Origin of the sequence: Idiomarina abyssalis, from assembly GCF_900116625.1 — a bacterium.
GTDB lineage: Bacteria > Pseudomonadota > Gammaproteobacteria > Enterobacterales > Alteromonadaceae > Idiomarina > Idiomarina abyssalis.
Map to the genome: position 1 here is coordinate 86,874 of NZ_FPBE01000004.1, position 24,310 is coordinate 111,183.

Sequence of the window (24,310 nt, forward strand, 5' to 3'; positions counted from 1 at the left end):
TCTTAACGAGGTGTGCAGCGCCATGGATGGCGCTGCCCAAGCCCTACAGGGAAGTACTTGCGGGCGTCCTCGTAAAGAGTCCTTGCAACCTAAGCACTCATTAAGCCACGTTGATGGTTGGGATGATGTTTTCCTTGGCCGCTTTTTCTGCGTCGCGGAAGGCATCCATCTGGTCGAAGTTCAGGTATTTGTAGACTTCGCCAGCCATCGAATTGATGTCCTGTGCATACTCCAGGTATTCTTCCGGAGTTGGCAGGCGACCAACGATAGCACCAACCGCTGCCAATTCTGCAGAGGTCAGGTAAACGTTTGCGCCATCACCCAGGCGGTTCGGGAAGTTACGGGTTGAGGTAGACAGTACCGTTGCGCCCGGCTCTACCCGTGCCTGGTTACCCATGCACAGTGAACAGCCCGGCATTTCAGTACGAACGCCATTACGCTCATAAATGTCGTAATAACCTTCGGCTTCCAGCTGGGTTTTGTCCATTTTCGTTGGTGGGGCAATCCACAAACGGGTATTTAATGGGTCAGAGTTTTTCTCTAACAATTTGCCTGCTGCACGGAAGTGACCAATGTTGGTCATGCACGAACCGATGAAGACTTCGTCGACGTTGTCGCCGGCAACTTCGCTTAAGAACTTCGCGTCGTCCGGGTCATTCGGGCAACAAACGATAGGCTCTTTAATGTCGTTCAGGTCAATTTCGATAACTGTCGAGTAATCAGCGTCTTTGTCCGCACGCGTCAGCTCTGGGTTTTCTAACCATTCTTCCATCTTACGGGCACGACGTTCCAGCGTACGCGCGTCGCCGTAGCCTTCGTTAATCATCCAACGCAGCATGGTGATGTTAGAACGCAGGTACTCGGCAACCGACTCTTCTGACAAGTCGATAGTACAACCGGCCGCTGAACGCTCAGCAGAAGCGTCAGACAATTCAAATGCCTGCTCTACGGTTAAGTGATCAAGACCTTCAATTTCTAAGATACGACCCGAGAAGATGTTTTTCTTGCCGCGCTTATCAACGGTCAGATGACCTTCTTTGATAGCAAACGCAGGAATGGCATGAACCAGGTCACGTAAAGTAATACCCGGCTGCATTTCACCTTTGAAACGCACCAATACCGATTCAGGCATATCCAGTGGCATTACGCCGGTAGCTGCGGCGAACGCAACCAGACCAGAGCCTGCCGGGAATGAAATACCCAGCGGGAAACGGGTGTGCGAGTCACCACCGGTACCAACGGTATCTGGCAACAACATACGGTTCAGCCAGCTGTGGATGATACCGTCACCCGGACGTAAGCTTACGCCGCCACGGTTCATAATAAAGTCAGGCAAGGTGTGCTGAGTTTCAACGTCAACCGGCTTAGGATAAGCAGCGGTGTGACAGAAAGACTGCATAACCAGGTCTGAGTTAAAGCCAAGGCAGGCCAGGTCTTTTAACTCGTCACGAGTCATAGGACCGGTAGTGTCCTGAGAACCAACGGTAGTCATCTTAGGTTCACAGTATGCGCCCGGGCGAACACCTTCCATGCCACAAGCTTTACCGACCAGTTTCTGCGCCAGCGAGAAACCTTTACCGCTGTCTGCCGGTTGCTCTGGCTTACGGAATAAGTCAGATGGACCCATGCCCAGAGATTCACGTGCTTTTTCTGTCAGGCCACGGCCAATAATCAGGTTAATACGACCACCGGCACGGACTTCATCTAAAATAACGCGAGACGCATAATCGTACTCAGCGATAACGTCGCCGGCTTCGTTCTCGATTTTGCCTTCGTATGGGTAGATAGTGATAACATCGCCCATGTTCATTTTTTCAACGTCGGCTTCAAACACCAACGCACCTGCATCTTTCATGGTGTTGAAGAAAATTGGTGCGACTTTAGAGCCAATGCAGATACCGCCAGCACGCTTGTTTGGTGTGCCAGGCATGTCTTCGCCAATGTTCCACAATACTGAGTTGGTCGCTGATTTACGTGAAGAACCAGTACCCACTACGTCACCAACGAAGGCAACCGGGTGACCTTTTTCTTTTAATTCTTCAATTTGCTTGCCTGCATCGGTAATGCCTTCGCGTGGCATTTTGTACATAGCTTTGGCGTGCAAAGGAATGTCCGGACGAGACCAGGCATCGGGTGCAGGAGACAAGTCATCGGTATTCGTTTCGCCAGTCACTTTAAAGACGGTTGCTTTAATTGATTTAGGCAGTTCGTCGCTGTCGGTGAACCATTCGGCATTTGCCCAGGACTCAACCACTTCTTTCGCCAACGCATTACCGGCTTTCATTTTCTCTTCCACGTCGTGGAAGGCGTCGAACATTAAGATGGTTTCTTTCAGCTCTTTAGCGGCCAGTTCAGCCAGCTGAGAGTCGTCCAGCAGCTCCACCAAAGTGACGATGTTGTAGCCACCGTGCATATTACCCAGCAGTTTCACTGCGTATTCTTTGCTGACAACCGGGCTTTCAATTTCACCTTTAACAACGGCGCTTAAAAAACCTGCTTTAACATAGGCTGCTTCATCCACACCCGGCGGTACACGCTCGGCTAACAGCTCAACCAGGAAGTCTTCCTCGCCTGCTGGGGGATTTTTCAGTAATTCCACTAAATCGGCTACTTGCTCGGCGTTTAATGGCTTCGGAGGGATGCCTTCTGCGGCGCGCTCTTCCACGTGCTGACGATATTCTTTAAGCACTGATATTACCTCTCATTTGCTTGCATGAATTCTAGACGGTTCACTAGTGCGGCGCATTATACGGATTTTGCTGTTAAATTCCCATGATGCAGGGCTATAAATCAGATAATTCAGGGTATAAACGGGATGAATGCGCCCGGGTTACGGGCGCGGTACTCTTTGGACTATGGCGTACATAACCGGAACAACAAACAGGGTCAGTACGGTAGCAAAACCCAACCCAAACATGATGACCGTTGCCATGCTGGCAAAGAAGTCATCAAACAGCAGCGGTATCATGCCTAAAATGGTGGTAGCTGCCGCCATTCCAACCGGACGAACACGACTGACAGCGGCATCGCTTAAGGCTTGAACCGCCTCTTTACCGGCATCCAGCTCTGTATTGACCTGCTCCAGCAACACCACGCCGTTTTTAATCAGCATGCCGGACAAGCTCAGAAAACCGAGTAATGCCATAAAACCAAAAGGTTTATCCAGCAACAACAACCCGACAGTTACGCCAATAATAGACAGCGGGACTGTTGTCCAAAGCACCGCCGCCTGGCGGATACTGTTAAATAACAGCACGGTAATGATAAACATAACCAAGAAACCCATTGGCAGTGCGCCAAACAGTGCTTTTTCAGCCTTGCCCGAAGCTTCGTGTTCTCCGCCCCAGGTAAGCTCATAGCCCAGCGGCAACTCAATAGCTTCCAGTTCAGGTCGGACACGCTCAAATACCTGGGCCGCCGTTTCATCGGTCAGTAGATCATGGTCAGCCATAACAGTAAGCGTTCGCTTACGGTCTCGTCGCAATATGAGCGGGTCTTCCCAGGTTACATCTATCGAGCGCGCTACTTGCGCCAGCGGTACAAACCGGTCAAACACCGGGCTGTAAATTTGCAACTCCTGCCAGTTGTCCAGATCAACACGTTCGGCAGCCGGGGCACGCTGTACTATTGGCAGCAAGTCAGTTCCATCGCGGTAAACACCGATTTGTCGGCCAACAAAGTTAGCTAACAGCAGATTGTTAACGTCTTCTTTAGTGATACCGGCGCGACGACCCGCCGCTTCGTCGTATTGTGGTCGCAGCAGCTTGGTTGGGTGGCGCCAGTCGGAGCGAATATTCACCGCCCCTTTGTCCTCGGCCAAAATGCTCTGCGCTTTCTTACTTAATTGGCGCAATACGTCAATATCAGGTCCAGAGAAACGAGCTTCAATTTTTGCCGGAGTAGCCGGACCAATTTCAACCCGTATCAGTTTGTCCTCAACATCCGGATGCTCTTCACGAATACGCTGGCGAATGTCCTTCATTAACGCATCCATGCTGTCTTTGTCCTCTACCCGCACCAGCAACTGTGCGTAGCTCTCGTAACTTTTTTCCACCAGATAGGTCAGGGTAAAACGGGGCGCACCCTGGCCTATGGTGGTGGAGACCGAGGTCACTTCGCTTTTATCCAGCAGGTAGTCTTCCAGGCGCTTTGAATCCTGTTCGGTATGACGAATATCGGTGCCCTGTGGATACCAGAGATCCACATAGAAAAGTGGCGTTGTCGAAGGCGGAAAGAACGCCTGTTTCACTTGTCCGAACCCGGCCACAGCCGCGACCAGCATTGCCAACATCACCGCCATGCTGATAATGCGATGTCTCAGACAAACTGCCAGCATTTTCTTATAACCACGGTATACCGGGTGAGAGAAAACATCGTCCTGATCATCGCCATTACCAATGTCCTTCGCGGAGTATAAACGGTCGGCTAAAAACGGAATGAGCGTCAGAGCTGTTACCCAGCTCAGTAGTAAAGAAATGAGCAGCACCCAGAATAAGCTTCCGGCAAACTCACCGGTAGCGTCTGATGACAAACCAATTGGGGCGAAGGCAATAATACCAATAATGGTTGCACCCAGTAGCGGCCACTGATTTTGCTTCACCACACTAACCGCGGCTTCTACTTTACTCATGCCCCGCCGCATACCAACCATAATGCCATCGGCAATGACAATGGCGTTGTCCACCAGCATACCCAGAGCAATTATGAGCGCTCCCAGCGATACCCGTTGCAGGTTAATGTCGCCCAGTCGCATGAAAATAAAGGTGCCAAGAACCGTTAACAATAATACGGTGCCAATAAGTAACCCACTGCGAAAACCCATGGTCAGCAGCAAGGCAATAATGACAATAGCAACGGCTTCAACCAGGTTAAGCAGAAAGTCATTTACCGAGTTTTCGACCTGATGCGGTTGATCATAAATACGGTCTACCGACATTCCTATTGGTTTGGCATAATCCAGTTCATCCAGCCGTTTCTGGATACGCTCACCAACTTCAACCACGTTGACGTTGTCCGCAAAAGACAGCGCCAGCCACAGCGACGCCTGCCCGTTATAACGAACCACATGATCCGGAATCTCTTTGGTCTCCCGGTAGATGTTCGCTACATCATGCAAGTAGATGCGCTGCTCGGCCCCCGGGTTACTGATAACCAGCTTTTCCATATCTTCAACGTCGGCAAATTCGCCACTGGTGGCAATGCGCAAAGCTTCCTGGTCAACGGTTACCCGTCCGGCATTTGCTACGGCATTTTGCGTTTGCAGTAAACCGGCAATGCGGCTGGGTGGAATACCAAAGTTAGCCAGCCGTGAACGAGAGACTTCAACCACCACCTGTTCCTGTTGCTCGCCGGCCAGCATGACCTTTCCAACCCCGTCAATCAGCACCAGTTCGCGACGCAGAAAGTCCGCGTAATGCTCAATATCTTTATAGGAATAGTCTGGCCCGGTAATGGCCATCATCACGCCGTACACGTCGGCAAAGTCGTCACGAATAATAGGCTCGCCGGTTCCGGGGGGAAGCTGAGTTTTGGCGTCGTTAATTTTGCGCCGCAGTTCATCCCAAATTTGACGCAGGTGCTCGGCCCGGTAGATGCTTTTCATCTCGACCGTTATTTGCGATAAACCTGGCTTAGAAATGGACCGTACATGGTCGACGTAGCTGAGTTCCTGAATAGCGTTTTCCAGCCGGTACGTTACCTCTTCTTCCACCTGCTGCGCCGAGGCTCCGGAGTAAGGCGTAATGACCATAGCCTGCTTAATGGTGAACTTAGGGTCTTCCAGCCTACCAAGCTGAGTAAGAGCAACCAGACCACCAATTAACAGAACCAGGAAGAACATCCAACTGGTGGTTTTCCGCTCCATACTGTACTTCGCAATATTCATTACAGCCCCCGTTCGCGTTGCCATTCACGAACTTGCTGATTTTCCTTCAGCTGATGGACACCGGCCACCACTATGATTTCACCAGCTTCGAGCCCATCCAGTACAGTGAGCCCATCGTTGGTCATTGGCCCGACATTCACCTTGCGCTTTTGTACACGCATGTCGTCGCTAACCACCCACACATAAGAAGCATCCCGGCTTTCGGTAAATACGGCTTTAGCCGGCACAACAATACCAATTTGAGAAGAGCGCAACACCTCATTAATATCGACAATAACCGTTGCCGTCATGCCCGGCAGCACATTGATGTCCTGCGGTTTAGGTAGCGTGAACACCACCTCATAGGTGTTGGTTGCGCCGTCGGATTGCGAGTCCCACTCTTTTAAATGAGCCCGATAGGTAAAACCCGGCGCTGCGTCGAAGCGCACTTCCGGTTGATAGTCGGTCTGCTTTTTCACCTTGGCAAAAAGCTTTTCCGGCACATTAATACTGATATCAATGGCGTTGCTGATTTGCAAAGTAACAATGGGCTGCTTAGCCTGGATGTTTTCATAAGCTTCCACCGCCAGATTAGCAATGACACCGTCAAAAGGCGCGGTCAGTTCGGTATAGCGCAGGTTAGCTTTAGCGGTTTCGTAGTTTGATTTTGCAACTGCAAGCTCTGACTCAATTTGGTCAAATTGTCCTTCGGACATAACCCCTTCGCTCACCAGAACTTTATTGCGTTCGTATTGTGATAGCGCAAGTTCATACTGGGCTTTCGCCTGGTCCACCGCCAGTTGATAGTCGGTCGGGTCCAGACGGGCAATAAGCTCCCCTTGTTTTACTTCAGTACCAGGCCGCGCCGGCAGTTCAATAACTTCACCCGCTACACGAAAAGTCAGTTGAGCCACTTTCGCCGCTTCGACCACAGCCGGAAACTCTCGTAGACGAGGACCATTGGCTTCACTTACCTGCATTAACCTGGCAGGTCGCGCTTGCTGTTCTTCACTCACTTCGGCTTTTTCGCTGCAAGCCACGACAGTGGCAGCGGCAACGACAGTTAAGAATATTTTAAACCAGCGCATGACTTAAATTCCGTTTTTTCCTGGATGTTTGATGGCAATAAGTTTACCGCAAGTATAGTTACAGTTATATTGAATTAAAATTAAAAAGACCATCAGTAAAACTTAATGAATTTATCTCACCTTCACATGATGATCACCGTTGCCCGGCTTGGCAGCCTGCAGAAAACAGCTGAACAGCTCGGCCGCACACAATCGGCTGTGAGCATGGCATTAAAGAAGCTGGAAGAGAACGCGGGTTTTGCCTTATTTAACCGTGATGGTTATCGTCTGGAACTTACCGAACAGGGCCACCATTTTTTACGTCAGGCAGAAGAAGTGGTGCGCCAGCAGCAGCGCCTACAGTCCCTGGCTAACCAACTGAAACACGGTGCAGAACCTTTGCTGACACTGTGCTATGACCATACCTGTGACAGCAAACTCTGGATGCCCAGCATTCAACACATTCAGCAACAATACCCCGCTACCGAGCTGCACGTGGATGGAGAATCACAAATGCGTGCCCTTAAGCGCATTGATAACGGTACCGCCGATTTAGCCCTGTGCCCCTGGCTGCCTTTGTTTCGTCAGTACGGTGACTTTGAAACCTTACCGGTGGCGCCGTTTGAATTAACGGTGGTTATGTCAGCCGCGCTGATGAAGGAGTTTGGTCGTATACCGCAAAGCCGCCAGGATTTATTAGAGCTACCAATGCTGGTTCCGCAGAACCTGGAAATTGGCATTAACTTAGACTCGGTATTGCGGCTGCCCAGCCAGCAGCGCATAAGAGTGAATGAGGTTAACACCCAGTTTGAACTGCTGATGGCCGGTTTTGGCTGGGGTATTATTCCAAAACACATTGCCAGTAATGCACTTAAAGAAGGCAAGTTGGTTGAAGTCAGCATCCCCGGATTCGTCCAGCAGGTGCGCCTGGAAATTCATTTGGTGCGCTCCGCAAACAGAACTTTAGGCCCCGCCGCCAATGCCATATGGGAACGCTTCGCCTGACGATGGTGCCTGACCTTCACGTCAGGAGAGGCGGGGGATGGTAAGGGTGGCAGATTCCGAGCGCTGGAGGTTGCAGGAACCATTGAGGAGGACGCCCGTGAATACATCCCTGTAGGGCTTGGGCAGCGCCATCCATGGCGCTGCACACCTCCTCAATAGTTCGCAGCATCCGTCAAGCGCGCTTTACATCTGCCACCCTCATTCACCACCCATCTGACGAAATAGCATCGGGCCACATCGGATCTTATTTCCGAGCCAGGTAGAACACTGCCGGAATGACCAGCATTGAAATCAGTGGCGCCAAAACCATACCGCCGACCATCGGAGCGGCGATGCGTTGCATGACCTCGTTACCGACACCGCCGCCCAGCATTATCGGCAGTAGACCAACGATAATGGTCAGCACGGTCATGGCTTTGGGTCGTACCCGTAGCAACGCGCCTTCTTCTACCGCTGCCTTTAACTGGTTTTTATTGTAAGCCACGGCTTTCCAGGCGTTGTTCAGGTACAACAGCATAACCACACCGAACTCCGCGGCGACACCGGCAAGAGCTATCATGCCGACAATAACCGCCAGTGACAGGTTGTAATCCAGCAAGTAAATCAACCACAGGCTGCCGGTTAGAGCTAAAGGCAAAGTGCCGATGACCAGCAGTGCCTGAGGTAACGAGCGGAAAGTCATGTACAGCAACAACAGAATAACTAACAGCGTCAGCGGAATGATCTCTTTTAAATCATTTTCCACCTGTTGCATGGCTTTGTATTGCCCAGTCCAGCTCCAGTTGTAACCAACCGGAACTTCCATTTTAGCCATAGCATCACCGACTTGATTAATGTAGTCGCTAACCGTGATGCCTTTCGCGGGTTCAATAAAAACCCAACTGCTTAAGCGGGCGTCTTCGCTTTTTAACATGGCCGGGCCCTGAGTTACTTTAATATCAGCTACATCGGACAGAGTCAGCCATTGTCCGGAGGCCGATTTCACCGGCAGGGTTTGCAGCTTCTTGATATGGTCACGTTGCTCCCGGGGATAACGCAAGTTAATAGGAAAACGCTCATTGCCCTGCACCGATGTCGCAATATTCGCTCCACCAATGGCGTACTGAATATGGTCGTGAATGTCGCTTTGGCTAATACCGTAACGGGCGGCTTCACGCAGCTTCGGCTCTATTTCAATATAACGACCGCCACCAGAGCGTTCTGCAATGACCGAACCTGTCGCCTCCTCTTCAGACAACGTCTCTTCAATACGGGTAGCCAGTTTTTCTATTTCACGAAAGTCACTACCGCTGACTTTAATCGCTAACGGGGTTTTAACACCGGTAGCCAGCATTTCAATGCGGGTACGGATAGGTTGTACCCAGGCGTTGGTCACACCGGGTATCTGCACCCGCTCATCCAGCTCGGCGATGATATCGTCCACGGTTATGCCATCACGCCACTCACTTTCAGGCTTGAGGGTAATGCTGGTTTCTATCATGGTCATTGGTGCCGGATCGGTAGCCGTGTCAGCACGACCAACTTTACCAAACACACGCTCAACTTCAGGTTGTTCTGCAATGAGCTTATCGGTTTGCTGTAGCAACTCACCGGCACTTTCAACACTGATACCCGGCAATGTCGTCGGCATGTACATGAGGTCCCCCTCATGTAGCGGCGGCATCAGCTCGTAATTGAGCTCTTTATACGGGTGCCAGGCAGATGCAGTGATCAGAAGAGCCAGCACAATAATGGTTTTAGGAAACTTAAGTGTGAAAGCCAGCAGAGGTCGGTAAAGCGCAATTAAACCGCGCGACAGCCAGTTCTTTTCTTCGGCAGGTATTTTCCCACGCACCAATAACGCAATAAGCACCGGTATCAGTGTTACAGCAATAATAGCTGCCGCGGCCATGGCCAGAGTTTTGGTATAGGCTAAAGGTTCAAACAGACGCCCCTGTTGGCCTTGCAGCACAAACACCGGAACAAAACTGACGGTAATGACCAGTAGCGAGAAGAACAATGAAGGCCCCACTTCGCGACAGGCTTCATTAACAATTTTCAACCGCGCAGCACCTTTTGCGACTATCTGATGCCGTTCCTGATAGTTCTGCAGATGCTTGTGGGTGTTCTCTATCATGACAATGGCGGCATCTACCAGTGCCCCAATAGCAATAGCAATTCCCCCCAGGCTCATAATATTGGCGCTGATACCCAGCATGTTCATGATCCACACCGCGAACAGTACCGACAGCGGTAAGCTGATAATGGCCACCACCGCCGAGCGCGCATGCCAGAGAAACAAAATACACACCACAGCGACAAAGAACATTTCTTCAATGAGCTTGGTGGTGAGGTTGTCTGTCGATGCCTGGATCAGGCTTGAGCGGTCATAGGTCGGAACCACCTTAACGCCCTCGGGCAGGCCCTGCTTCAGCTCTTCCAGTTTCTCTTTAACGGCGGCTATAGTTTGTAGGGCATTTTCGCCATGGCGCATGACCACAATACCGCCCACGACTTCGCCGTCGCCATTCAGCTCGGTAATGCCGCGACGTACCTGGGGCCCAATGCGAATATCAGCCACTTCTTCCAGCAGCACCGTACCCTGCTGCTCTGAGGTGAGCGGCAACGGAATTTTGCGAATGTCTTCGACACTTTTCAAATACCCCAGGCCACGAACCATGTATTCAGCTTCGCCCATTTCAACCACAGAGCCACCTACTTCGTTATTGGCCTGCTGAATGGTTTGCTTTACCTGATTCAGGGTAAGGTTATAACGATGCAAGGCTTCCGGCTGAAGTACCACCTGATAGGTTTCGACCATACCGCCAACCGTTGCAATTTCTGCTACCCCCTGCACACTTTGCAGCTCCTGTTTTAGGAACCAGTTTTGCAGGCGGGTTAGTTCACCCAGGTTACGCTGGTTGGTCTCATCAACCAGTGCGTATTGATACACCCAGCCAATGCCGGATGCATCGGGACCTAACTCCGGCCGAACTTGGTCAGGAAGCTGGTTTTGCGCCTGATCCAAGTATTCGTTCACACGGCTTCGGGCCCAGTAAGGGTCAGTGCCGTCTTCAAAAATAACGTAAACGTACGAGTCGCCAAAGAACGAAAACCCGCGTACTGAGGTGGCTTTAGGTACGGACAGCATCACACTCGAGAGCGGATAGGTCACCTGCTCCTCCACTACCGCCGGCGCTTGTCCCGGGTAATTGGTTTTGACGATAACCTGAACTTCCGACAAGTCCGGTATTGCGTCCAGTTTGGTTTGCTGCAGCGACTGCCAGGCCCAGAAAGCCAAACCTAAGAACAGCAGTAACACCATCCACGAGTTACGTATGGAGGCTTCAATAATACGAGCTAACATAAAACCTCCTAGTGGTTATGTTGTGGCGCAGGGGCATCATCGCTGCTATCCAGACCCAGACCTTGCAAGCTGGCCTCTGAGTCCAGAAGGAACTGACCCGAAGTGACCACTAACTCATCTTCCTGCAGGCCTTCTTCAATGGCAATTTGGTTACCAACACGCAGTCCGGTCGTGACTTCGCGCACTTCAAATTCGCGCGCTCCGGATTTTACCACCACGCGGTTATTGGCGCCGGTGACAATTAAGCTGGCAACCGGCACAAGCACAGTATCTCTTACTGGCTCCAGTTCAATATGAGCCGTCGCCCAGAGTCCTTCACGCAGCCGATCAATGGAGTCATTAACCGGAATACGGACTTTGATGGTCTGGGTTACCGGATCCACTTGCGGATAAATGTAGTCAATGGTGTTCATCCAGTGGCCGCCAGGGAAGTGCTCAGAAGAAATATGGGCCATTTGCCCGGTTTTTAACTGTTTGCTGTAACGCGCCGGAACATCGGCAAAGAACCACAGTTGATTGTCCTGCGTCAGCGTCAGTAATTTAAGCCCGGGAGACACATACATGCCTTCCTGAATATCCAGACTGGTAATATAGCCCGACTCAGGTGCGTAGTAATCGACCACATATTCGGTTTCGCCACCTTGCTCAAGCGCTTTAATCTGCGCTTCGCTCATACCCAGCAAACGCAAACGTTGCTGTCCGCGGCGTTTAAAGCTTTGCTGGTTGTCACCGTTGCGGATATCCGAGAGTGAATCAAGCAGTTGCAGATAGTCGTCCTGTGCCACGACCAGGTCGGGTGCATACAGACTGTAGAGTTTATCGCCCTTTTCTACCCACTGACCTTCAACGTCAGCATGTAATTCTTCTACCCAGCCTTCGGCGCGACTGTGGATATGGCGTTGTGCAGATTCCTGCCAGCGTACCTGAGCCTGAGCCATTAACTGTGGTTGCAAGTCTTTGCGCTGAGCTTTAGCCGTAGTAACCCGAATAGCCTGCTGACTGGACTCTGGGACGGTGAAGCTTTTATCAGCTTCATGCTCAGAATGGTCCTGTTCAGGTTTTTTCTTGACCAAGTCCATACCGCAAATTGGGCATGTTCCCGGCTCGTCACGAACCACCTGGCTGTGCATAGGGCACACATATTCGGTGCTCTGCCCGAACGGGTTTTGATCTTCTGAATGATTGTGTTCCTGAGCCAAAGTTAAAAATGGGATCAGGATTAATATAGCTATCCAATAACGCATAGTATTTCCTCGAAAACAACGGTTTAAGACGTAAAAACTGGGCTTAAACTGCGTGTTTCGGCGGACGTATCAGCGTTTCAGTAATAACCGGAAGGTTTGAATAGATAGGCTCGGCAGCGTGAGTGGAGGCTGCTGGCGAAAGTTGTTTGAATGGATTCATCAGTCCCAGTTGACCAGCGCAATGTTGTTCGCACTGCTGGCAAAAACTGTCTTCCATATCACTGCAGGGGGGTTGCTTCTTCAGCGCAACAGTCGTGACTCTCACTCATTTGTTCTGATTGCATAGTAGAGTCAGACATTTGGGCAGGCATAGCATGCATCATTGGTGAGGTCATGGACCCCACCAAAAGTGTCATTGTAATTGCTATAACTGCCCAAAGTTTCTTCATGTACGCATCTTACCAGATAATAACGCGGTTTTCAGGTGCGACGTACAACTCATCACCTTCTTCAACATCAAAGGCTTCGTAGAACGCCGGAACGTTAACTACGGTGCCGTTCACACGATACTCTGCTGGTGAATGCGGGTCGCTCATGACCTGCTCACGAACGGCGTCTTCACGGTATTTACCACGCCATACCTGTGCCCAGCCGATGAACACACGCTGTTCGCCGGTAAAGCCGTCAAGAACCGGTGCTTCTTCACCTTCTAATGACATTTTGTAGGCTTCGTACGCAATGGTCAGGCCGGCCAGGTCACCAATGTTCTCACCCAGAGTCAGATCACCATTGATATTAAGACCTTCAATTGGCTCATACTCACTAAACTGGTCAGACAGTTTTTGGCCGCGCTCATCAAAGGCTTGACGGTCTGCATCGGTCCACCAGCTTTGCAGGTTACCGTCACCATCGTATTTAGAACCCTGGTCATCAAAGCCGTGGCCCATTTCATGGCCGATTACCGCACCAATACCACCGTAGTTCACCGCCATTTCTGCGTCCATATCAAAGAATGGAGGCTGCAAAATACCGGCCGGGAATACGATTTCGTTACGCACAGGACTGTAATAAGCATTAACCGTCTGCGGTGTCATACCCCAGTCTTCTTCGTCAACAGGACCGCCAATCTTGGCAATTTCTTCCTGATAGTTGAATTCAGCATAGGCTTTATAGTTTGCAACTAAGTCTGTGGCAGAAATTTCCAACTTACTGTAGTCGCGCCATTCGCTTGGGTAACCGACTTTAGGATCAAATTTTTCCAGCTTTTCTAAGGCTTTCTCTTTGGTCTCTTCAGTCATCCACTCCAGGTTACGTATTGACTGACCATAAGCGTCGCGAAGGTTCTCAATCAAACCTTCCATTTTTTCTTTCGCTTCTGGCGGGAAGTATTCTTTAACGTACACCTGGCCTAAGACTTCACCTAACACACTGTTGGTTGCATCTACAGCGCGTTTCCAGCGAGGTTCCTGTTCTGGAGTACCACGCAAAGTTGTGCCATAGAAGTCAAAGCGACGCTTGCTGATGTCTTCGCTAAGTGCAGAGGCGTACTCGTTAACCAGACGGAAACTTAAGTAGTCTTTCCAAGCCTGTATATCCACTTCACTAAACAACTTACCAAAGTCTTCAAAGTACGACGGCTGACGGATGATCATGTTTTCAACATGCGACAAGTCAGACGTCTCAATGAAGCTTTTAAAGTTAAAGTTTGCCAGCATGTCGGACACTTCATCTGCGGATTTTTTATTATAAGTTTTGTCCGCATTACGGCTTTCTACACGACTCCACTGAACTTCAGCCAGCTGAGTTTCTAAATCCAGGATACGCTGTGCCGCTTCGCCGGCGTTTTCCACACCAACCATGCTCAAAATGTCTTCTGCGTATTCGACATAAGCGTTACGGAATTCTTCAAACTTCTCATCGTCTTTTAGGTAGTAGTCACGGTCAGGCAGGCCTAAACCTGACTGAGAAACATACATAGCGTTAGTTTGTGGATCTTTCGCGTCTGGGTAGACATAAAAACCAAATGGAATTGATACACCACCACGGAACATACGTGCCATGTGCTCAGAAACAGAATCGTGGTTTTCCAGGGCCTGAATGGCCGCTAAGTCATTCTGAATAGGCTTAGCGCCCAGTTCATTCAAGGTTTCCACGTCCATGAACGCATTGAAAAAGTCACCGATTTTACGCTCATTAGTGCCCGGCTCCGGGTTTTCCGCTGCGGCTTTTTCAATGATATCGCGTAAACGTTTCTGGTTTTGCTGGCGTAAATCGAAGAATGATCCTACCGATGAACGATCAGATGGAATTTCTGTTTTATCAATCCAGGTGCCATTAACGTACTGATACAGATCGTTCTCTGGCTTTACGCTGTGATCAAAGTTTTCTAAGACAACACCAGAGCTCAGTTCTTGTTTTGCTTCTTCAGCCTGCTGGGTTTGTTGCTTAGACTCTTCCTGCTGTGGTGAACATGCACCCAGCGTTAATGCCATAGAAACGCCTAGCGCTACAGCGGTCAATTTTTTCATCGATTGTTACCCTTTCTTTGAGTGTTCATTATTTTAACCACTCTAAACTAGCGCATTGTTAAATTCAGCGCAAAAAAAAACGGCCACATTCGCGATGAATGCAGCCGTTTTACCGATGATTTATCGTAACAAAATGTTACTTCTTCTTTTTCGCCTTAGGATTCGGCATATCGGTAATGGAACCTTCATGAAGTTCTGCAGCTAAGCCGACTGATTCATGTAAGGTTGGGTGTGCATGAACGGTCAGAGCGATGTCTTCTGCATCACAGCCCATTTCAATGGCCAGGCAAATTTCGCCAAGCAGCTCACCGGCGTTGGTACCACACATAGCACCACCAATAATCCGGTTGTTCTTATCAAAAATAAGCTTAGTCATGCCTTGCTGCGCGTTTGACGCAATAGCACGGCCTGAAGCTGACCATGGGAAGGTTACTGCATCGTACTCAATACCCTGATCTTTCGCTTCTTTTTCAGTGACGCCGGCCCATGCAACTTCCGGGTTGGTGTACATGATAGAAGGAATGACTTTAGGTTCGAAGAAGTGCTTCTTACCGGCAATAACTTCTGCCGCAACATGCGATTCGTGCACCGCTTTATGCGCCAGCATTGGCTGACCAACGATATCGCCAATAGCGAAGATGTGATCAACGTTGGTACGCATTTGGCTGTCAACATTGATGAAGCCACGGTCGTCAACCTTAACGCCTGCTTTGTCCGCATCAATTTTATTACCGTTTGGCGCGCGACCTACAGCAACCAGAACCGCGTCGTATTTCACCGGATCTTTTGGCGCTTTATCACCTTCAAAGGTGACGTAAACTCCGTCTTTTTTCGCTTCAACGTTGGTTGCTTTGGTGCTTAACATCACGTTTTCGAAGCGACCTTTAATTTGCTTGTTAAAGCTCTTAATAATGTCAGCGTCCGCTGGTGGCACCAGCTGATCAGTCATTTCAACAACATCAACTTTAGAGCCTAATGACGCGTAAACCTGACCCATTTCCAGAGCGATAATACCGCCACCTAACAACAGCATTTTCTTCGGAATTTCTTTCAATTCCAGTGCGTCAGTTGAGTCCCATACGCGGTCGTCGTCGTGTGGAATGAACGGCAATTTAATGGCCTGAGAACCCGCCGCGATAATAGCATTATCAAATTTAACTTCGGTTTCGCCGTCGTCACCCTCGACTTTAATGGTGTTGCTGCCGGTAAATTTACCGTAACCGTTGACGATTTTTACCTTACGCATTTTCGACATCTGACCAAGGCCGCCGGTTAACTGACCAACCACTTTCTCTTTGTGCTTACGCAGCTTGTCCAGGTCAATCTTCGGCTCACCAAACTCAATGCCTTCTGCGGCCAGGTGTTGTGCTTCTTCAATGTGCTTGGTCATGTGCAGCAGTGCTTTTGACGGGATACAGCCAACATTAAGGCAAACACCGCCTAAGGTGCTGTAACGCTCAATCAAAACAACATCCAGACCCAAATCAGCTGCGCGGAAAGCTGCTGAATATCCACCTGGGCCCGAACCTAACACTACTACCTGTGTTGTAATTTTGTCGCTCATGTTAACCCCTTTTTTGTCACGACCAGTTGAGCCACCGGCCGCGGTCAGTCAACGCTAAATGTGGCGCTATTGTAGCGCGAATTAATTCGTATTTCCCGTCCAAATTGGTGCTTAAAGCACCAATTTGCGGATATCTCCCAGTACACCGCTTAAGTAAGCCGTAAAGCGAGCTGCTTCTGCACCGTCTATCACCCTATGGTCATAAGACAACGACAACGGCAGTGTCAGACGCGGCTCAAACTCTTTACCGTTCCATTTTGGCTTCATCTCGTTACGAGAAACACCCAATATGGCAACATCCGGGGCGTTTACTATTGGCGTAAAGGCTGTACCACCAATGCCGCCAAGACTGGAAATTGAGAAACAGCCACCCTGCATATCAGTAGCTTTCAACTTACCGTCACGTGCTTTCGTGCTAATTTCGACCAGCTCTTCTGACAGCTCGTAAATGCCTTTTTGGTCAACATCGCGAATAACCGGAACCACCAGACCGTTTGGCGTATCTACGGCAATACCAATGTGCACATACTTTTTCATGTACAGGGATTCGCCTGATTCCGACAACGAGGAGTTGAAGGTCGGGAACTCGCGCAGTGCTTTGGCACAAGCCTTAAGAATAAACACCAATGGCGTGATCTTGAAGCCAAGGTCTTTTTTCTTAGCCACTTCGTTTTCTGATTTGCGGAAGTTTTCCAGCTCGGTGATATCCGCTTCGTCAAATTGCGTAACGTGCGGTATAGTCACCCAGTTGCGATGCAGGTTCGGTCCTGACTTACGCTGAATGCGCGACAGTTGAACCTCTTCCACTTCACCAAACTTGCTGAAGTCGACCTTAGGTGGATCAATCACCTGCAGTCCACCACCGCCCTGGCCAGTTGCACCCGCAACGGCTTTCGGACGAGAGAGTTCGTATTTAACAAAATCCTGTACGTCTTCTTTCAGTATACGGTCTTTAGGTCCGCTGCCTTTGACTTGTGACAAGTCGACACCAAACTCACGCGCAACACGGCGCACCGCAGGCGACGCATGCAAAATTCCTTCTTTTCGGTCGCTACGCTGACTTGGGTGATCAGGTACCGGCGGCTGGCGTTCGCTACTTGGCTTAGTACTGCTGCCGCTGTCTTTTCCTTTGTCCTGATCTTTGTCATCAGATTTCTTATCCGACTCCTTGCCGGACTCTGACTTCTCTTCCTTGGCAGAATCGTCTTCTTCTGCTTCGGAATCGTCAGCGCCACCGGATACTTTCAGTTTCGCAATGACAGAACCCTGCGACACTTTATCGCCGACATTGACCAGCATTTCTTCAATTTCACCGTCTTCCGGGCAAGGCACATCCATAGTGGCCTTGTCGGTTTCCAGTGTAATTAAGCCGTCTTCGGCAGAGACTGAGTCGCCTTTAGAGACCAAAATCTCAATAATTTCGACGTCTTCTTCATCACCAATGTCCGGGACTTCCACATCAATGACTTTACTCTCGCCTGAGGACTTCTTCGGCTCAGAAGATTCTTTCTTCTCTTCTTTGTCCTCATCTTTCGACTCAGACGCTTTTTCTTCGTCTTTATCGTCAGACTTGTCTTCTTTTTCCTCTGACTTTTCGTCTTCTTTCTCTTCTTCGTCATCCGAAGAGTCAGAGTCGCCGGCAGCTTCAACGATAGCCAGTACATCGCCTTCGCTGATGGTATCGCCAACTTTTACCTTCAGCTCAGCAATTTTACCGCCTGAAGATGCCGGAATATCCATTGACGCTTTGTCACTCTCAACCGTCACAATACCGTCTTCTTGTTCAACGGTATCGCCTTTACTGACGAGAATTTCAATGACTTCTACTTCTTCTCCGCCCACGTCGGGGACTTTGAGTTCGATTTGATCGGCCATCTCAGTACCTCCTTACGCCAAACGTGGGTTGAGTTTGTCAGTGTCGATATCGTAGTCTTTGATAGCTTTCGCTACCACTTTCTTATCGATATCACCTTGATCCGCTAACTCTTTTAGCGCAGCAACCACAATGTATTGCGGATTAATCTCAAAATGCTTACGCAAGTTAGCGCGGCTGTCCGAGCGTCCAAAACCGTCGGTACCCAGTACACGGTACGAGGTCGGAACCCAGGCACGAACCTGATCAGCATACAACTTGATGTAGTCGGTTGCTGCTACAGCAGGTCCTTTCGCTTTCTTCATGGCTTGTGTGATATAAGCCTCTTTTTCTTTCTTCTCCGGGTTCAGCATGTTCCAGCGGTCGGTATCCAGACCGTCACGCGCCAGCTCGTTGAACGAGGTCACACTGTAAACCGTTGAGTTAATGTCGTAGTCTTCCGACAGAATTTTCGCCGCTTCGCGTACTTGCTGCAAAATAGTACCACTACCAAGCAACTGCACATCGCCTTTGGCTTTTTTCTTCGCTTTTACTTTATCCAGCTCGTAAATACCTTTTACGATGCCCTCTTCGACGCCTTCCGGCATTTCTGGCTGATGATAGTTTTCATTCATTACCGTGAGGTAATAGAAAACGTTTTCCTGATCGCCAAACATGCGCTTCAGGCCATCGTGCACGATAACCGCAATTTCATAACCATAAGTCGGGTCATAGCTAATGCAGTTTGGCACTGTGCCGAAGTGAACCAGGCTCTGTCCGTCCTGGTGTTGCAGACCTTCACCATTGAGCGTTGTTCGACCGGCGGTACCACCGACCAGGAAGCCACGCGTCTGGCTGTCGCCTGCTGCCCAGACTAAATCGCCCACGCGCTGGAAACCGAACATAGAGTAATAAATGTAGAACGGAATCATGGGTTCGTTGTTCAGCGAGTAGCTGGTACCTGCTGCCACCCAGGACGCCATAGCACCCAGTTCGTTAATGCCTTCCTGAATAACCTGACCTTTTTGGTCTTCACGATAATAGGCGACCTGATCTTTATCTTGTGGTGTGTATTTCTGGCCATGGTGAGAATAAATACCCACTTGACGGAACAGACCTTCCATACCAAAAGTACGGGCTTCGTCCGGAATAATTGGCACAATACGTTTGCCAATTTTCTTGTCTTTCAACAATGCTGTTAAAACACGGACAAAGGCCATAGTCGATGAAATTTCCCGGTCTCCTGAACCTTTCAATACCGCATCAAACGCCTTCAACGCCGGCAACTCCAGCTCCACATCCGTTTCCGGGTTTCGTACTGGCATATAGCCACCAAGCTTTTCGCGACGCTCGTTCAGATACTTCATTTCGTCGCTGTCTTCTTCAAACTTGTAGTACGGCAAGTCTTCCAGCTCGTCGTCTTTAAACGGAATGTTGAAACGGTCACGCATATGCTTAACCGCATCCAGATCCATTTTCTTAACCTGGTGCGCAATGTTCTTGCCTTCACCGGCAGCGCCCATGCCATAACCTTTAACGGTTTTCGCTAAAATGACCTGTGGGCGACCTTTGGTGTTCACCGCTTTGTGATACGCCGAGTAAACTTTTACCGGATCGTGACCACCGCGGTTTAAGCGCCAGATGTCTTCGTCTGACAAGTTGGCAACCATTTCTTCAGTTTCAGGGTACTTACCAAAGAAGTTCTCACGCGTGAACTTACCGCCTTTGGCTTTAAAGTTCTGGTAGTCACCGTCAACGGTTTCTTCCATCAACTGCTGTAATTTCCCTTCGGTATCACGATACAACAGCGGATCCCAGTAGCGGCCCCAGATAACTTTAATCACTTCCCAGCCAGCACCGTGGAAGTTACCTTCCAGTTCCTGAATAATTTTGCCGTTACCACGAACCGGGCCGTCTAAGCGCTGCAGGTTACAATTGATAACAAAGGTCAGGTTGTCGAGTTCTTCACGAGCGGCCAGACCAATAGCACCCAAGCTTTCCGGCTCATCAGTTTCACCGTCGCCTAAGAAGCAATAAACACGCTGTTTTGAGCAGTCTTTAATACCACGGTCAGTCAGGTACTTCAGGAAACGGGCTAAATAAATTGCCTGAATTGGGCCTAAGCCCATAGAAACCGTCGGGAACTGCCAGAAGTCAGGCATTAAATGTGGATGCGGATAGGAAGGTAGACCTTTACCATCCACTTCCTGACGGAAATTATTAAGTTGTTCTTCGGTTAAGCGTCCTTCAATGAAGGCGCGACCGTAAATACCGGGTGACACATGACCCTGGATAAACAGGAAGTCTCCCCCGTCACCTTCACTTGGTGCACGGAAGAAATGGTTGAAACCAACATCGTACAACATGGCAGAAGAAGCGAAACTGGCAAGGTGGCCGCCCAGCTCCTCGCCTTTTTTTGATGCCCGCAACACCATCATGGCAGCATTCCAGCGAATAGCTGAGCGAATCCGCGATTCCAGCGTCTGGTTGCCCGGCATGGTTGGTTCCTGACTAGCCGGAATGGTATTCAAATACGCAGTAGTTGGCTTGTAAGGTAAATATGCACCGTTACGACGGGCTTTGTCGACCAGTTGTTCTAACAGGTAATGCGCGCGCTCCGGGCCTTCGGCCTCAAGCACACCCTCAAGAGCGTCTAACCACTCCTGAGTTTCCTGCTGGTCGACATCTTTGTTTAGTTCTTCACTCATAGCTATTCCTTACCTTTTTATCAATTCAGGAACGTCGTAGCGAACGTTGAATACGTGACTGTTCTTTGCCTAATTCCAACAATGTCTGTTCAATATAGGCCAAATGTTGGTGACACGCATCCCGCGCTTGCTCCGGTTGACCTGCAACAATAGCGCTAACCAGTTGCTGCCGGTGTTGATTCAGTTTTTCCAGCAGGTCGTCGCGACCGGCTAATATTCCCAGGTTCTGCCGAATATTCTCGGCCAATAATTCCTGCATGCCCTGAATGACATGCAACAAAATAACATTGTGTGATGCTTCTGCAATACGGTGGTAAAACTCGACGATGGCATTAACCTGCTCATCGATAGTGCTATTTTGGCTATGGCCTAAGCCTTTTATACTATCAGAAATACGATCCAGATCGGCATCGGTTCCTCTTAACGCAGCATAAAAGGAGGATATGCCCTCCAGTGCATGACGAAACTCAAGCAAATCAAACTGCGACTCAGGGTGCTTGGCCAAGAGCTCAAACAGTGGTTCTGTTAGTTGCTCATTGATGCTGTTCACAACGTAAGTTCCACCGCCCTGGCGACGTTCTACCACACCTTTGGCTTCCAATTTTTGAATGGCTTCGCGCAGCGATGGGCGTGAAACATTAAATTGCTGAGCCAGTTGACGCTCTGCCGGCAGTTTTTGCCCGGCACTAAGCCGACCATCGACGATCATCTGTTCCAGATGCGCCACGATAGTGTCAGAAAGCTTCGTCTGTTTTATGGGTAAATCTGGCATAACGGTAAATTGGTCAGACCAAAAGATGCGGTTATTCTAAATCATTTAACGGCTGAGCCCAAATTTTTCTCAGCTGGTACTACCTCTAGCTGACCCAGCCTGTCAATGTCAGCACGGCAATAGCACAAACCCAGAATATCTGTTGTCGGCGCATCAGGCGCAACTGGCAGGCAGCATGTTCGGTTCGGTCATCCGGGTGTTGCGGGTTGTCTTCTGCTTTACTGGCAACATTAAACAGAAGCTTATCCGGATCGGCCTGTGGATTCAGGCTTTGTTGCAACCACTCGGGAAGCGCCCGTGAGAAGTGACCAACTATCAATAAACCAAAAGCTGCCAGCCTTACCGGAACCCAGTCAGCAAACCACAACAGTTGCTGCCAGAGGCTAACCGATTCTTCCTCGCGCTGCTGGGTTTCAGCGTAGCGCAGAGTGGCATAAACCAAGGCACCAAAGCTGCCAAACAACACGAAGTAAAACATCACGGCAATATATTGTCGGTAATTGATCCAGATTAAAGAGTCGCTAATTTGGTGAGGCTGATGACGCCCGGCAAATTCAGTCAGAGCCTGTTGATGTTCAATAATACTTGGCTCATCTCCTCTGTTAGCTGCTTTTAAATATTCTTTGTAGTTTTGCCGGGCCGGTTCACAGTTAAAAGCCAGCAGCAGCGCAAGAATACTGACAATAAAAGTCACCATCAGGTTGTCCAGTAGCACCACCAACAGGCCAACACCCACTGCCGGTATCAACAAACGCACAAGCTGTAAGGGCTCGCTCTCCCATTTTTCATCCTGCAGACGGGCTGAGCTCCAACGTTGCCAACGTTCCATATAGAAAGCCCAGTGCAAGAATGCAGGGCTGTGGTACAAACGCTCAACGCTTAGTGCTATCAGCAACGCAATGAGGACCATTCATGACTCCTTATAAGGCATTTAAATAGGTTTGCCAGTCAAATTCACTGCCCGGGTCGGTCTTGCGGCCCGGAGCGATATCCTGATGGCCGACAATACGACGACGGTTTAATTTTGGGTATGTAGCGATAAGCGCCTCGGTTACCTGGATTAATTGTTGATACTGTTGTTCAGTATAGGCGGTGTGATCGGTTCCTTCGAGTTCAATACCTATACTGAAATCGTTGCACCGCCGACGCCCGCAATACCTTGACTGGCCAGCATGCCACGCACGCTTATCAAAAGGAACGTATTGTTCCAGCGTGCCGTCGCGGCGGATAACACAATGCGCGGACACTCGAAGTCCCTGCAGTATAGAAAAGTCCGGGTGCGTGTCGGTTTCCAGCTCACCCATAAACAATTGACGCACGTATGGCGTACCGTATTCCCCCTCGGGCAGGCTGATGCAATGAATAACCAACAGACTGATCTCGTCTGTCTGTGGACGTTCATCGTAGTGCGGCGACGGGTATTGAACTGCCGTTGTTATTTTATGATTTTTTATCGGGTCGCTTTTCACAGGCTCAACAAAACGGTAAAGTTTGCCCCCTAGTATCCGTATTGTCTGCTAAAAGGTAAAGCCATCTATGAGTCAGCCCGAGCTGCAACTTGCCATTCAGGACGGCGTAAGCGCCGCACTAAAGGAAGATTTATCCGGCGAAGACGCCAGTTATGATATTACTGCGCAATTGATTCTGGAACAGAGTCAGTCCCGTGCCAGCATTATTACCCGGGAAGAAGCAGTAGTTTGTGGCTGTGGCTGGGTCGATCAAGTATTCCGCCAGCTTGGGCAACAAGTGGAAATTGAATGGCTGGTGAAAGACGGTGATAAGGTGGCAGCGAATACGGAACTGTGTCGCCTGAAAGGACCAAGTCGCATTTTGCTGACCGGAGAGCGCACTGCACTTAATTTTTTGCAGACCTTGTCTGCAACCGCCACCACCACATACCAGTACAGTCAACTTCTGAATGACTACAAAACGCAGCTGCTGGATACGCGTAAGACCTTGCCGGGTATGCGATTAGCACAGAAATACGCGGTGCGTTGCGGCGGCGGTGTGAACCATCGTATCGGTTTATTTGACGCCTACCTGATTAAAGAGAATCACATTTTTGCCTGCGGTGGCATAGCTCAGGCCGTTAAAGCAGCAAAACAACTGAATCCGGGTAAAACGGTGGAAGTTGAAGTTGAAAACCTGGATGAATTCTCGCAGGCGTTAGCTGCAGAAGCCGACATCATTATGCTGGATAACTTCAGTATCGCTGATATCGAGCAGGCCGTGCAGCAGAACCAAAATAACGCTTCACACCAGGCTAAATTAGAAGTTTCCGGTAATGTCACCGATGAACGCTTGCAAGAATTAGCGGCTACCGGTGTGGATTTTATTTCTTCCGGCGCTTTGACTAAAAACATTCAAGCTATTGATTTATCAATGAGAATTTCCCAAGATAGTGAATGACTTACAGAGAAA

14 protein-coding genes are annotated in these 24,310 nt (G+C 49.7%); 2 read left to right on the forward strand and 12 right to left on the reverse strand.

Going from position 1 to position 24,310, the window contains the following annotated elements:
* Window positions 1-100: 100 nt before the first annotated feature.
* The 3 genes from acnB to BM359_RS08875 all read right to left on the reverse strand — a co-directional run bounded on the left by acnB (window position 101) and on the right by BM359_RS08875 (window position 6,951).
* On the reverse strand, window positions 101-2,689 hold the full coding sequence (gene acnB, locus BM359_RS08865; RefSeq protein WP_054489933.1) for a bifunctional aconitate hydratase 2/2-methylisocitrate dehydratase: 2,589 nt from the start codon (window positions 2,687-2,689) through the stop codon (window positions 101-103).
* Window positions 2,690-2,830: 141 nt separating this feature from the next.
* Window positions 2,831-5,884: an efflux RND transporter permease subunit gene (locus BM359_RS08870; RefSeq protein ID WP_054489931.1), complete on the reverse strand. Its 3,054-nt coding sequence runs from the start codon at window positions 5,882-5,884 to the stop codon at window positions 2,831-2,833.
* Window positions 5,884-6,951, reverse strand: coding sequence for an efflux RND transporter periplasmic adaptor subunit (locus BM359_RS08875; protein WP_054489929.1), 1,068 nt, complete (start codon window positions 6,949-6,951; stop codon window positions 5,884-5,886). Before BM359_RS08875 ends, BM359_RS08870 begins: the two co-directional genes overlap by 1 nt.
* Before the next feature lie 105 nt (window positions 6,952-7,056).
* Here BM359_RS08875 and BM359_RS08880 point away from each other — a divergent pair, with 105 nt between their 5' ends.
* The gene (locus BM359_RS08880) at window positions 7,057-7,935 is read left to right on the forward strand and encodes a LysR family transcriptional regulator (protein ID WP_054489927.1); all 879 of its coding nucleotides are present in this window, start codon (window positions 7,057-7,059) and stop codon (window positions 7,933-7,935) included.
* Window positions 7,936-8,179: 244 nt separating this feature from the next.
* On the opposite strand, the gene BM359_RS08885 is transcribed toward BM359_RS08880, so the two are convergent.
* The 9 genes from BM359_RS08885 to ampD all read right to left on the reverse strand — a co-directional run bounded on the left by BM359_RS08885 (window position 8,180) and on the right by ampD (window position 23,358).
* On the reverse strand, window positions 8,180-11,281 hold the full coding sequence (locus tag BM359_RS08885) for an efflux RND transporter permease subunit (RefSeq protein ID WP_054489925.1): 3,102 nt from the start codon (window positions 11,279-11,281) through the stop codon (window positions 8,180-8,182).
* A gap of 8 nt (window positions 11,282-11,289) precedes the next feature.
* The gene (locus BM359_RS08890) at window positions 11,290-12,525 is read right to left on the reverse strand and encodes an efflux RND transporter periplasmic adaptor subunit (RefSeq protein ID WP_074930846.1); all 1,236 of its coding nucleotides are present in this window, start codon (window positions 12,523-12,525) and stop codon (window positions 11,290-11,292) included.
* Between the two features lie 398 nt (window positions 12,526-12,923).
* Window positions 12,924-14,993 carry a M13 family metallopeptidase gene (locus tag BM359_RS08895; RefSeq protein WP_054489923.1) on the reverse strand — a complete coding sequence of 690 codons (2,070 nt, stop codon included), beginning with the start codon at window positions 14,991-14,993 and terminating at the stop codon, window positions 12,924-12,926.
* Window positions 14,994-15,129: 136 nt separating this feature from the next.
* The gene (gene lpdA / locus BM359_RS08900) at window positions 15,130-16,557 is read right to left on the reverse strand and encodes a dihydrolipoyl dehydrogenase (RefSeq protein WP_054489921.1); all 1,428 of its coding nucleotides are present in this window, start codon (window positions 16,555-16,557) and stop codon (window positions 15,130-15,132) included.
* A gap of 111 nt (window positions 16,558-16,668) precedes the next feature.
* Window positions 16,669-18,432: a dihydrolipoyllysine-residue acetyltransferase gene (gene aceF / locus BM359_RS08905; protein ID WP_054489919.1), complete on the reverse strand. Its 1,764-nt coding sequence runs from the start codon at window positions 18,430-18,432 to the stop codon at window positions 16,669-16,671.
* A gap of 12 nt (window positions 18,433-18,444) precedes the next feature.
* Window positions 18,445-21,117, reverse strand: a complete 2,673-nt coding sequence (aceE, locus tag BM359_RS08910) for a pyruvate dehydrogenase (acetyl-transferring), homodimeric type (protein ID WP_054489917.1) — start codon at window positions 21,115-21,117, stop codon at window positions 18,445-18,447.
* 25 nt (window positions 21,118-21,142) lie between these two features.
* Window positions 21,143-21,889: a pyruvate dehydrogenase complex transcriptional repressor PdhR gene (gene pdhR, locus BM359_RS08915; protein ID WP_054489915.1), complete on the reverse strand. Its 747-nt coding sequence runs from the start codon at window positions 21,887-21,889 to the stop codon at window positions 21,143-21,145.
* 85 nt (window positions 21,890-21,974) lie between these two features.
* Window positions 21,975-22,799: a beta-lactamase regulator AmpE gene (gene ampE / locus BM359_RS08920; protein ID WP_054489913.1), complete on the reverse strand. Its 825-nt coding sequence runs from the start codon at window positions 22,797-22,799 to the stop codon at window positions 21,975-21,977.
* A 10-nt stretch (window positions 22,800-22,809) separates the two neighbouring features.
* Window positions 22,810-23,358: a 1,6-anhydro-N-acetylmuramyl-L-alanine amidase AmpD gene (gene ampD, locus BM359_RS08925; protein WP_054489911.1), complete on the reverse strand. Its 549-nt coding sequence runs from the start codon at window positions 23,356-23,358 to the stop codon at window positions 22,810-22,812.
* 67 nt (window positions 23,359-23,425) lie between these two features.
* Between ampD and nadC the strand changes: the two genes are divergently transcribed.
* Complete coding sequence (nadC, locus tag BM359_RS08930) at window positions 23,426-24,298, forward strand: carboxylating nicotinate-nucleotide diphosphorylase (RefSeq protein WP_054489909.1); 873 nt, start codon at window positions 23,426-23,428, stop codon at window positions 24,296-24,298.
* Window positions 24,299-24,310: the final 12 nt, after the last annotated feature.